We start from the raw sequence: 12,692 nt of genomic DNA, 5'->3' as shown, positions 1-12,692 counted from the left end.
TGATAGAAATGAAAAAATCACTATATTTTAGCCTATTTATTTTATCCATGCTAGCTGCAGGATGTAAAAAGGGGTTTCCTGTTGATGAAGATGGGTTGTTGATTACGACAAGGTCTGATTGTTATGTTAGTAATTTTGAAATACTCGGAGCAGATTATCAGACTGTGCGGACTAAGGCCGCTGTTATAGATACTGTGGCGCAAACCGTAAATGTTGAAGTGCTTTTTGGAACGGATCTGAAGAATTTGTATCCTCAATTTACCTTGGTTACGGATGCTAAATTAGATCCTAAAATTCCTGGAAAAGTAGACTTTTCAAACTTGGCTAGCCCAAAACAATGGACAGTCGTTTCTGGAAACCGAAAGGTAAGGAAGACTTATACGGTTAATCTTACAGTTCAAAAAATAAATTAAAAAACTGCGTCATGAAGAATAAATATATTTTATATGTGCTTGGTCTTTTTGTACTTGTTTTTACAGGATGCAAAGAAAAGGAATATGAAGTTCCTACAGCACCATCAGAACTGCAAAATGACTTAATCAAACGGTCGTTGGGGCCTAGTATAGTAGGACTGGATATTGAATTTGCTTATGCAATGGCTTTGTTGCCTGAGAAAGGAAAGCTCGCTTCAGCGACAGTTACAGCTTCTATCGCAGGTGCAGCAGGTACTTATATGGATAATAAGTTTTATAGCACAAATTCTAGTGGTACGGAGGTTGGAACGGTCGTTGGAGCACCATCTGTTAATAGTGGAAATACTACAACTGTAACTTATAATCCTGATATTTCTGCAGCTACTTTGCGTTATTTTTACAGAGTTCCGGAAGAGGCACGTGGTAAGGATGTAACATTTACTTTCTCTGTGACTTCAACCAATGGAGAAACAAAAAGCTATAAATCGGGACCATATCCAATCCGGAAAATGGACATCAAAAAAAACCTGACAGTTATTGATCCTGCTAACTGTTACATCTCCATTGCAGATATGGCTGTTTATGACGCTACATTTGCTGCGGCTAACCCAACAAAAATTGACCTGGTGTATTTGTATCGTGTGATAACAGGTGTAACCTTTAATCATTCTTTAGTAGCGCCAACTGCAAGTGCAGAATATAGACCAGGAATAACTTTACCTGCAGGATTGACCAATAAAACAAAACTGATTAAAGCATGGGATATTAGAGATGCACAGTTGATTCTTGTGAATAATTTAGCTACAAGTGTTTTTGTTGATGATGTAGACCTTCAGCAGCGTAACTTCACAGATGCACCAGATTTTGCTATTAATACCCGAGCTGAATCAGGGGTTTGGGTTGAAACTGCAGATGGCAAATACAGAGCCTATGTTTACATTAATAGTGTAAATAATGCAAGTAAGCAGATGGTTATTGGGATTAAAAGGTTAACAATGAAATAGAAAACTATTGGATAGCCGGCTGTGTTGGTTATCCAATTTTTATTAGTAGAAATGAAAGTGAAAGTAAGATTTGTTTTTTTAGCGTTGTTAATTGTTGATACATTGAGTGTTTTTGCACAGGTGCATCCTTATGTTGTTGGGGATAAATATGCTAAACGCTTTAATGGCGGTCAGGCTCAATTAAACAGTAAAACGACTGAAAAGATTTCTATTGCTAATGCTGAAAGTAAGGTTGCGTTATTAAATGATGCTCCTGCCAGAGTCGATAGTGATATGTCTGAAGCTGATTTAGTGTTTTCAGTGAAAGTGCCCGAAGCTGGGATTTATGAGATTTCGACCAAAGTTGTACCGGTAGGAAATGGACCAAAGAAAGATGCAAAAGGGAATGTATTGACGTCTTATGTTAAAATGCAGATCGATAACCAGCGTCCTACAAAACGAATTATTTATGATTTGTATCAAGCGGCAAGTCAGGTTTCCGGTAAGTTTGAAATGAATGGCAAGGATCAGAAGATTAAGATTTGGTTGCCAAAAGATATTGCTTTGGAATATCTGGAAATCAAAAATTATAATGAACCAGAAATCCCTTTGGTTGCACGTAACTATGTTCCTAAAATTGTTCCGCCATCCGGGCATCCAAGATTATGGGTGACTGCAGAGAGTCTGCCTTTGATTAAGTCAAGGTTGACTAAAGGTGAAAATCAGCCTGTGTGGATTAAAGTGGAGGCGACTGCAAAAGTGCCTTATAAGTTTGAATTTAATTCTGAAAAGGAAGTGTTTTATCAGGAAGAGCTAGAAAATGTGGCTCAGGTAAAGGCTTTTTATTATCTGATGACTGGGGATAAAAAAGTAGGTAAGGAAGTAGTAAAGCTAATGGTTAATTATATGACCATGTTGGAGTTTGGAAATGTGAAATATGGCGACATCACGAGGGAAGTAGGTAGGTCAATTTATACTGCTTCATTAGTTTATGACTGGTGTTTTGACTTGCTTGCTGAAAAAGATAAACAATTACTGTACGATAAAATGCTTGGGCTGGCCAGAGAAATGGAGGTGGGTTGGCCACCATTTATGGATAGCATTATTAATGGGCATGGTAATGAGGCGCAAATTAGTCGCGATCTGCTGGCTATGAGTATTGCTTTGTATGATAAAAATCCAGAGCTCTATAAATATACTTCATATACAATTTTGGAGGATCTGGTTCCTATGAGGAAGTTTGAATATGAGTCGCCGCGTCACAACCAGGGTGTGGATTATGGAGCGTATAGATTTGGTTGGGAGATGTATGCGGTATGGCTTTATTATCGGATGACTGGACTTTCTGTTTTTGATGATAACATCAAAAGCTTGCCGTATTATTGGTTGTATATGCGTCTTCCTGATGGCTATATGTTGCGGGATGGTGATATGTTTAGTGTAAAGTTTGGTGGCGATAAGCCGCTTTACTGGAAGCAGCAACAAACTATGCTTTTGAGTGGTGCTTATGCTAATGATCCATTGATTAAGGGAGAGTCTGAACGTCAGGGGGGCTTGCCTGATAATCCTGTTTTGTTCTTGCTGGTGAATGATCCTCTGTTAAAAGCGGATCATGACCTTAATTCCCTTCCATTAACTAAAGATTTTGGAGCTGTGTTAGGTGGGATGGTTGCCAGAACAGGGTGGGATAACAAGGAGACTAGTAAAGATGTGATTGCTGAAATAAAAGGTGGTGGTTATATTTTTGGAAATCACCAGCAGGCTGATGCGGGAAGTCTGCAGATTTATCATCATGGAATACAGGTTGGAGATATAGGTTTGTATTTATCTTATGGCACTCCTTATGATTTTAATTTTAATAAAAGATCGGTTGCCCATAGCATGATGTTGGCGGTAGATCCTCAGGAACCACTGCTTTTCAGGACAAAGGTTCGTGATGGAGGTGCCCGGTTTAACCAGCGTTTCCCACTAACGCCTCAGCAAGTTACTTCTGATCCTTGGTTTGATAATGGTAAGGTTTTGTCTGCTGATTTTGGCCCATCAAAATTGAAACCATCATTTAGTTATTTTAAAGTTGATCTGACTGCTGCATATAGCGCAAAAATGACTAATTACAGCCGTGGTTTCTGTTTCTTAAATCTTGAAAGAGCAGATGTGCCAGCGGTAATCATTTTAACAGATGATATGACGACAGCAGATTCTGGATTTAAAAAGTTCTGGCAAATTAATACATTGAATAAACCGGAAGAGCTGAATGGGAGCTTGGTGCTGAGAAATGAATTAGCTGGTCTGGTTGGAAAAACTTATGTGAATATGTTGTTGCCATCCGCTGCGGAACGTAATATTGAGGTCTTAAGTGGGGATAATGCAAATAGTACTTTTGAACAGCAGTATAAAATCGTTTCTTCAAAAGCAGAGGCAAAGGCCCATCGCATAATGGTATCGCCAAAAAATGCCAGAAAACAAGATAAGTTCCTGACAGTGTTTCAGATGACAGAGGGAGATGCAAAGCCTTTGCCTGTGAACTTTAAGGAGTTGGATGGGCGATATCAGATTGCTCTTGCTGATCGTTTGGTGAGTATGAATTCAGGGGCGGATCTAATTCATTCAGCGTTTACAATCGATGCTCCGGATAAAGATACGTATGAATTTATCTTGTTAGGCATGAAGCCAGGGTTCTGGAATGTAAAAAGTGCAGATGGTAAGGTTGACTTTAATTTTAATGTTATTCCTGGCAAAAATACAATTTACTTTAAGGCAGAGGGAGCAAAGTATTCTGTAACTCCGACAAGGTCTTATAGTGCTGGTGATTTAAAGTAGGTTGTAATGTTATGTTAAATGCATAAATTGTTTACTATCTTGCATTAATTTTTAATATTGTTTACTTTTTATAAAAGTATTTGTTTACATAATTTGACATGAAAGAAGATTCGCAATCAAACAAAGTATATTCTGAACTACGGAAAAAGATATTATCAAATCAATTGGTTCCCGGAACCAGGTTGAAAGAAGATGTCTGGGCGACAAAGACGGAAGTAAGCAGAGTGTCGGTTAGGGAGGCTCTGAATCGTTTGTTGGGTGAGGCTTTGCTGGAGGTAGGAGAAAAAGGTGGTTACTATGTGAAAACGATGACGGCAGCTGACATCCGGGAGATTCGGGAGATTCGTGAATTACTTGAGCTGGGAGCTCTCAGGTTAGCTTTTAATCATGTAACTGAAGATGATATTGCTGAGTTGGACCGTATTTGTGATGATTTTTCAGCTATGGTAAAGAATGGATATTTTTCAGGAGCTTGTGAAGCTGATGTGAAATTTCATGAAACATTAATCAATATCTCTAGAAATGGGAAGTTGAAACAACTTTATGAATTAAGTAATATTCCATTGTTCCATCTGAAGCTTGGAAGGTCTCAAACCCATATGGATGATTATGAATTAACAGATAAGGAGCATCGTGAGATCCTGAAAGCGCTTAAAACAAAAAGTTTGAAAAAGGCAGAGGATTTTTTAGTTAAGCATCTAACCAGAGGTGAGGCAGCTTCTCTTGAATTAGAATAAAATATCTTTACATTTTTTGATGCCGCATCATTAGCTGATGCGGCATTTTTTTTGCCTTAAAAAAAATGTAATAAAATAATATTAAGTGCAATATGATTTTGATGTATACAAAAAATAAATATATTTGTATACAAAATCAGTATGTTGGTGCTTCTCATTTTGTAAAAGGAGCTATTTCAGACTGATTGGTATTTAGAAATTTAAAAATTTAAAAAATCATGAATAGTTGGCTAAAATCGGCGTCAGTAATTACCAAGAATGAAAAATGGATACCTGGAGGAGTTGTTTCACTTAATCGGAAGTCGGAACCTAACATTTGTTTTTCGAAGGGACTTGGGAGTAGAGTTTGGGATATTGAGGGTAATGAATATATCGATTATCAAGCCGGATTTGCTGCTGCATTTCTAGGGCACAATGATTCTGATGTAAATGCTGCTGTTTTGGCGTCTATAAATGACCAGTCGGTTTTAATGGGTGCAGGACCTACAGATCTGGAAGGGCAATTTGCCGAATTGTTTTGTAAATGTGTACCTACAGCTGAGAAATTGCAAATTACAACAACAGGTTCTGAGGCGACTTATCATGCTATGCGTATTGCAAGAGCGGTTACTGGTAGAGATCACGTAATTATTATGCAAGGAGGTTATAACGGCTGGCACAATGATGTGGCAGGAAATGTGATCAGTAATTTGCAGGATATTGGTGATAGAGTTAGCCCGGGAGAGTATCCTTTTGATTCTCTTTCTGCGGGAATACCTGACCAACATAAAGCATTGGTTCATGTTATTAACTATAATGATCTTGAATCTGTTCAGTACATTGTAAAGCGCTATCCGACGGCATGTATTATTCTTGAGCCAATTCTTCAAAACATTGGAATCGTAAAACCTCAGGAAGGGTATCTTGAAGGTTTACGTAAAATGGCTGATGATGAAGGCTTTTTGCTGATATTTGATGAGGTGAAAACAGGATTTCGTCATGCTTTAGGTGGTTTTCAGCAAATCTGCGGTGTGACTCCTGATTTGAGTACGTTCGGTAAGGCGATTGCGAATGGCTATCCAATGGGCGTAATTGCCGGAAAAGCAAAGTATATGGATTACTTTGTACATCCTGAAAAAGAGAAAAGGGTATTAATTGCAGGTACATTTAATGCACATCCTTTAACTACTATTGCTGCTATCGCTACTTTAAAGAAGCTTTCTTCAGGAGTTGTTTATGAGCATGTTGAGAAGTTAGGGGCTATGTTTGAGACTGGTTTAAATGACATATTATCTAAATATGATAAGCCATTTTATGTTGCTCGTCAGGGCTCCGCATTTTGTGTTTATTTTATGGGGCATGCTCCAAAAGATTTTCACGATATTGCTCTGAATAACGATGCTGCATTTGATAAAGAATACCGTCATAAGTTAATTGAACAAGGAATATTTAACTTTCCATTGCCATCTAAACAGGGCAGTATTTCTTATGCACATAGTGTGGCTGATATAGAAGAGACATTGGAGAAGAATAAACAAGTGTTGTCGGCATTATTTAACGGATAGTACGGATGAAAATAACAGCTATAGAAACTTTTGTGTGCCATGCACGCATGAGGAACTGGATCTTTGTAAAGATTGTAACTGATCAGCCCGGTCTTTGGGGTTGGGGTGAGGCTACGCTTGAGTGGCATACCCGTAGTGTTGTAGGTGCTATTGAAGATTTATCACAATTGCTTATAGGTGAAGATCCCCGTCGAATAGAACACTTATGGCAAATGATGTACAGACAGCATTTTTGGCATGGTAACGGTATTGTAAGAGGAACTGCAATCAGTGGAATTGATATTGCATTATGGGATATTGCAGGTAAAATACATGGGGTTCCTACTCATGAACTATGGGGAGGTCGGGTACGTGATTATATCAGATTGTACTGTCACCTTGGTGGTGGGAAAATGGAAGATTTCTATCAAACACGTCCTGATGATGTTAATCGATTTGGTGAATTGGCAAAGCAGGCAGTGGAAGATGGGTTTACCGCCTTCAAATCTATGGCTGTCCCAGAAACGATGCCTTTAGAAGGATTAAAACCTATACATTATGCAGAAGCTTGTGTTAAATCAATGCGGGAAGCTGTAGGGAATAATATTGATATCATGGTAGATTGCCATGCTCGTCCCAGCCCACGTATGGGAATGCAGTTTGCTAAGGCATTGGAACCTTATGGTCTATACTTTTTCGAAGAACCATGCTGGCCTGAAAGTATTGATGATATCGCTTTAATTCAGAGAGCGGTATCTACTCCAATTGCTAGCGGTGAAAGGTTGGTAACTATACATGCATTCAGGGAGCTATTTGAAAAGAGAGCTGTGAGTGTTATTCAGCCTGATATTACGCATTGTGGTGGATTGAGTGAGGTTAGACGCATTGCTGCAATGGCAGAAGCCTATCGGATTTCCATTGCGCCACATAATCCGCAAGGACCTGTAAGTACTGCCGCTTCTATTGAATTCGGTTTTGCGACACCTGGATATATCATTTGCGAAAGTGTACATAATGATGTGCCTTGGCGTGCTGATGTGGTAAGTGAAGGATTTACGGTAGAGAAAAAAGGTAGAATTGTTCGTCCAAATACGCGTCCGGGACTTGGAATCGAAATCAATGAAGAGGAAGTTAAAAAGCATCCGTTTGAACAGGAAGTGTTACAAAGAACATTTTATAAAGACGGTAGTGTTGGCGATTGGTAATTCAAAGCAATAGAGATATATGGAAAAATTGTTTCAGCATAAAGTCCTTGTAATTAGTGGAGGTCTTGGAGATATTGGCCGGGCCATTTGCCTGGAGTTTGCCAAACAAGGGGCAGCTATAGCTATTGGTGATCTACAGGATGAGAAGGATGCACATGCATTTTTAGATAAGCTGAAGCAAGAATATAATGTTTCCTCTTATTATACTCAGGTTGATATTTCAGATTCAATTGCGGTTGATAAATGGTTGAAGGATGTGGAGCAGCAATTAGGCCTGCCTGTTTTGATCATTTCTAATGCCGCCACGGTAACTCAGGCATCTATTCATGAGATAAGACCTGAAGAATGGTCGCGAGAGCTTCGTGTCAATCTGGATGGAGCATTTAACCTCACACAAAAAGCAACAAAAAGGATGGTTGAGGCTGATATGAAAGGTCATGTTATATTTATTGGTAGCTGGGCTGCTGAAGCTGTTCATCCCGGACTCCCTGCTTATTGTGTATCAAAGGCTGGTTTAAGAATGCTTTGCAAGTGTATGGCGCTTGAACTGGCACCTCATGGTATTATGGTAAATGAGGTTGCACCTGGTTATGTGGAAGCAGGCCTGAGTGCTGAAATATGGGCTAAAAATCCTGTGCTTATTCAGGAAGCCGCTAAAAAGGTACCTATTGGTAAGATTATGAGTGCTACCGCTGTTGCACAACAAGTGGTTCATTTATGTCACCCAAGTAATGAGCATATTACTGGGAGTACATTGTTAATGGATGGTGGACTTTCTTTGCGTTCCTTATGATTAATGATAAATCATTTACCGGAATTATTGGTGTAGCTCAAGAAGACATTACGCCTCCTGTGGGGATATATGCCAGAAGTTGGGGAGCTGCACTGCATGATGTTGCTGAAGGTATTCATAGACCACTTAAGCTTAGTTGTGTTACCTTTCAAAATACAAAACAAGATAAACCGCTGGTGTTGATTTCAGCGGATATGGGCTGGTGGAAAAGTGCTGCTGATGAAATAGAATTGCGGACTGCGATACTTGATGCTTTTGGACTCCAATCTTCACATCTAATGTTCTGCTTATCACATACTCATGCAGGACCCAGTTTGTTTTCGGAAGATTCTACTAAACCAGGTGGTGAGCATATTGTTCCTTATCTGAAACAAATTAAAGAAAAGGCTATTTCTGCTATCCAGGTGGCGATAAAAACAGCTTCTCCCTCAACGCTTTCCTTGAGGTATGGTAAATGTGATCTGGCAACAAACCGTGATTTACCGGATTCCAATAGCGATAGGTTATTGGTAGGTTTTAACCCTGAACAATCAGCAGATGATACTCTGCTTGTAGGCAGGATTGTTGATGCAGGAGGGAAAGTTACCGGAACGATTGTAAATTACGCTTGTCACCCAACTACGTTGGCATGGGATAACAAGCTCATTTCGCCTGATTATGTTGGTGCAATGCGCGAATTGCTTGAAGAGAATTGCGCTGCTCCATGTCTTTTTTTACAAGGGGCTTCTGGTGAACTGGCTCCCGCAGAACAATATACCGGAGATTGTGGACTGGCTGATATTTATGGAAGACAGTTAGGTTATGCAGCTTTGTCTGTACTGGAAGCTATGTATCCAGCAAATACCGGACTTACATTGGATAGGGTGGTTGAATCAGGCGCACCTTTAGCGGTCTGGAAAAAACATTCTATAAAACCGGCAGAAGTACTGAAAGTTGAACTGGTAGATATTCCAATGAATTTAAAGGAATTGCCTTCATTGCAAGAGATAGAAGATCAATGGAGTGAATGTACCGATCATGTTCTTAAAGAGAGACTCTGGCGCATGAGGGGGATACGTAAGACTGTAGGGGAGGGCGACGTGTCAATCATGCCACTTTGGGTATGGAGGCTTGGGGATGTTTGTATAATGGGGCAGCCTAACGAAGCTTATTCTTTTTTTCAGGAAGAAGTTCGTAAACAGCTGCCGACCTATCCTGTAGCCGTAATGAATATTGTAAATGGTTACGCCGGTTATCTTCCACCAAAAGATTTGTACGATAAAAATATGTATGCCGTTTGGCAAACACCTTTTGCTGCCGGGGCGCTTGAGCAGTTAACTGCAATAGCAATTAAGACAGCAAACAAGATAATGACCTAACCAACTAAAGAACCAAATAGCCAGTATGAACTCAAACTTTACCACCCTTGACGCTGCCGTTTTCAGTATTTATATCATCGGAATTATTGCGCTTGGTATTTATGCATCAAGAAAGGGCAGTAGTACAAAGAGAGATTATTTTTTGGCAGGTGATAAACTTCCCTGGTGGATGGTCGGCGGAAGTATTATTGCTGCTAACATCAGTAGTCACCAACTGGTTGGTGTAATGGGAGTTGCATATAGCCGTGGATTTGTGGCTGTAGTAACGGAATGGGGTGCGATATTGATCGGTTTCAACGCTTTGTTATGGGTGTTCTTACCTTTTTATCTGAGAAATGGTTTTTATACCATGCCCGAGTTTTTGCAGAAACGTTTTGGTGAAGGCGCGCGTACCATTTATTCAGTATTGGTATTGCTTACTTATATTTTTGTTGAGATCAGTGCAGTACTTTATTTAGGAGCATTGTCACTTCAAGCATTACTGGGTATTCCCATGGTTGCAAGCGTATTGATATTGGCTATCACAACAGGTGTTTACACTATTGCAGGAGGTCTACGTGCCGTAATTTGGACTGAAATGGTTCAATTAGCCGTGCTAATGTTGGGGATGTTTGCCCTTTCTTATACCACAATAGATGCTGCAGGAGGATTCTCTGCAGTGTTGGAAACAACTAAAGACTGGAAACTAATGATGCCAGCAAGTGATCCTGATTTTCCATGGACAATGTATCTTGGTGGCCTTTTGTGTATCAGTATTTTTTACAACGCTACCAATCAATTTATAGTACAGCGGACATTGGCGGCTAAAAATGAATGGCATGCACGTATGGGAATTATTTTTGGGGATTATCTGAAGTTTTTACTCCCATTATTGATCATATTTCCTGCATTAGTTGCAGCTAAGTTGTTCCCTGATCTTGATAAAGCCGATTTATTATTTGCTACACTAGTAGAGAATCTGCTGCCATCCGGATTGGTTGGCTTAGTTATGGCGGGGCTAATTGCTGCGGTAATGTCGCACCTATCCGGTGCAATAAATTCCTGTACAACCATTTTAACCATGGATGTGTATTTGCCTTATATCAAACCAAATTCAACCGAAAAACAATCAGTTCGGTTTGGTAAAATAACAGGTGTAATCATTATTACTTTGGGTATTATTTGTACAGCATTATTAACGCAATACTCACATAAGCCTATTTTTATTTACTTAATGAATGCGTATGGGTATTTTACGCCAGGTATTGCTACTATGTTTTTGCTTGGGATTTTGTGGAAGCGTACTACACATACAGGTGCTGTAGTTGCTGGATTACTAACCATTCCATTGTCATTAGCGATTGAATACGGCTTTCCTGGAATGCCTTTTTTTAATCGGACGGGCATTGTTTTCTGGTCGTGTATGGTTAGCTGCATACTGGTTAGTCTTGCTACAAAACCAAAACCAGCAGCCGATCTGGTGGGATTAATCTGGACAACGGATAGTCTTTCTCTACCGATAACTGAGCGTGCGCAGCAGCGTGGCTGGCGTAATCCCTTTATCTGGTGGGCAATTGTTACGGCAATGGTGCTTTATTTTTACATCAAGTATGCTTAGATTTCCGAAAAACTTACGAAGTGATTTAAAAAATTAACAAATAGAAATGTATGACGAATTCTTTAAAAAAATGGCTGGTTTCTCTTGGTCCTGGTATTGTTACTGCGGCTATTGTTTTTGGGCCAAGTAAAATCACGATAACTTCCAAGATGGGAGCAATGTATAGCTACAGTTTGCTTTGGGTTGTTATTATAGCTATTTTCTTTATGATTATTTTTACTTCTATTGGATCGCGGATTGGTTTAGCTACGGATGAATCTGTGTTAAATACTATCCGCAGGCAATATGGTAAATGGATATCGGGTTTGATGGGGATTGGTGTTTTTTTGGTAACCACTTCGTTTCAGGCTGGAAATTCAATTGGTATAGGTATATCTCTTTCTGAAGCAACTGGTACTTCAGCTACACCATGGATTATTCTTTTTAATGTAATTAGTATCGGATTGTTGTTTTTCCGTGATTTTTATAAAACACTGGAACGTTTAATGATTGCTATTGTAGCTTTAATGCTTTTTGCATTTTTGACAACAATGTTCCTTGTTAAGCCAGACGTTGGAGGTATCATAACAGGTTTTGTCCCGTCTTTTCCACTGGGTTCAACTGGTCTTGTAATTGCTTTTTCAGCCTCATGTTTTTCTATTGTTGGTGCTTTTTATCAGACTTATCTGGTACAGGCACGAAAGAAAGTGAACCCTGCTTCTGTTAAGGATAACGGTAATGGTTTTGTAGGTATGATTGTTCTTGGTGTAATGAGTGCCGTAGTGATGATCTGTGCTGCTGCTGTATTAAATAAACAGGGTATTCAGGTAAATAAGGCCTCAGATATGGCACTTGCTTTAGAGCCGCTTTTTGGACATAATGCCTCACTTCTGTTTTTAGTAGGCTTATTTGGAGCATCTTTTTCATCATTAGTTGGAAATGCAACTATAGGAGGTGCCTTGCTTTCTGATGGTTTTGGCTATGGTAGTCAGCTGGATTCAAAAGTAGTAAAAGGTTTTATAGCGATGGTTATGGTTATAGGTAGCATTATAGCCATAGGATATGAAAAACCACCTCTTGAATTGATTATTTTTGCTCAAAGTATAACCATTTTTTTAGTTCCTTTTATTGGAGTTGCAATGTATATGCTTTCAAATAATCGTAATCTGATGGGGGAACATGTGAATACACCATTTGTTAGATATGCAGGTGCGGCTGGACTTTTAGTTTTAACCTTACTCGCACTTTATAATTTTAATGAGTTGTTTTTGAAATAAATAATTA

General features: G+C 39.3%; 10 protein-coding genes. All 10 read left to right on the top strand.

The features are described 5' to 3' along the window. Positions 1 to 8: 8 nt before the first annotated feature. Positions 9 to 413 carry an SGBP N-terminal domain-containing protein gene (locus ABDJ41_RS13220; protein WP_349786522.1) on the top strand — a complete coding sequence of 135 codons (405 nt, stop codon included), beginning with the start codon at positions 9 to 11 and terminating at the stop codon, positions 411 to 413. A gap of 11 nt (positions 414 to 424) precedes the next feature. Then, the gene (locus tag ABDJ41_RS13215) at positions 425 to 1,417 is read left to right on the top strand and encodes a DUF4466 family protein (RefSeq protein ID WP_349786521.1); all 993 of its coding nucleotides are present in this window, start codon (positions 425 to 427) and stop codon (positions 1,415 to 1,417) included. Positions 1,418 to 1,468: 51 nt separating this feature from the next. Continuing rightward, positions 1,469 to 4,216: a DUF4962 domain-containing protein gene (locus tag ABDJ41_RS13210; protein WP_349786520.1), complete on the top strand. Its 2,748-nt coding sequence runs from the start codon at positions 1,469 to 1,471 to the stop codon at positions 4,214 to 4,216. Between the two features lie 98 nt (positions 4,217 to 4,314). After that, positions 4,315 to 4,953: a GntR family transcriptional regulator gene (locus tag ABDJ41_RS13205; RefSeq protein ID WP_349786519.1), complete on the top strand. Its 639-nt coding sequence runs from the start codon at positions 4,315 to 4,317 to the stop codon at positions 4,951 to 4,953. A gap of 218 nt (positions 4,954 to 5,171) precedes the next feature. Continuing rightward, positions 5,172 to 6,497: an aspartate aminotransferase family protein gene (locus tag ABDJ41_RS13200; protein ID WP_349786518.1), complete on the top strand. Its 1,326-nt coding sequence runs from the start codon at positions 5,172 to 5,174 to the stop codon at positions 6,495 to 6,497. Between the two features lie 5 nt (positions 6,498 to 6,502). Further along, entirely contained in the window at positions 6,503 to 7,681 is a 1,179-nt protein-coding gene (gene dgoD, locus ABDJ41_RS13195; protein WP_349786517.1) for a galactonate dehydratase, read from the top strand. A gap of 19 nt (positions 7,682 to 7,700) precedes the next feature. Beyond that, positions 7,701 to 8,474 (top strand): SDR family NAD(P)-dependent oxidoreductase, encoded by a 774-nt coding sequence (locus ABDJ41_RS13190; RefSeq protein ID WP_349786516.1) that lies wholly within the window; start codon positions 7,701 to 7,703, stop codon positions 8,472 to 8,474. Further along, positions 8,471 to 9,832 carry a neutral/alkaline non-lysosomal ceramidase N-terminal domain-containing protein gene (locus ABDJ41_RS13185; protein WP_349786515.1) on the top strand — a complete coding sequence of 454 codons (1,362 nt, stop codon included), beginning with the start codon at positions 8,471 to 8,473 and terminating at the stop codon, positions 9,830 to 9,832. The genes ABDJ41_RS13190 and ABDJ41_RS13185 overlap by 4 nt, the downstream gene beginning before the upstream one ends. Before the next feature lie 25 nt (positions 9,833 to 9,857). Next, entirely contained in the window at positions 9,858 to 11,429 is a 1,572-nt protein-coding gene (locus tag ABDJ41_RS13180; RefSeq protein ID WP_349786513.1) for an SLC5 family protein, read from the top strand. 50 nt (positions 11,430 to 11,479) lie between these two features. Beyond that, a complete protein-coding gene (locus ABDJ41_RS13175) occupies positions 11,480 to 12,685 on the top strand; it encodes an Nramp family divalent metal transporter (RefSeq protein ID WP_349786512.1) in 1,206 nt (401 codons plus the stop codon). Positions 12,686 to 12,692 lie beyond the last annotated feature (7 nt).

It is taken from the genome of Pedobacter sp. ASV1-7, assembly GCF_040203335.1.
Taxonomy (GTDB): domain Bacteria; phylum Bacteroidota; class Bacteroidia; order Sphingobacteriales; family Sphingobacteriaceae; genus Pedobacter.
The sequence above is the reverse complement of the archived record's forward strand: the minus strand, read 5'-3'. Positions and strand labels throughout refer to the sequence as shown.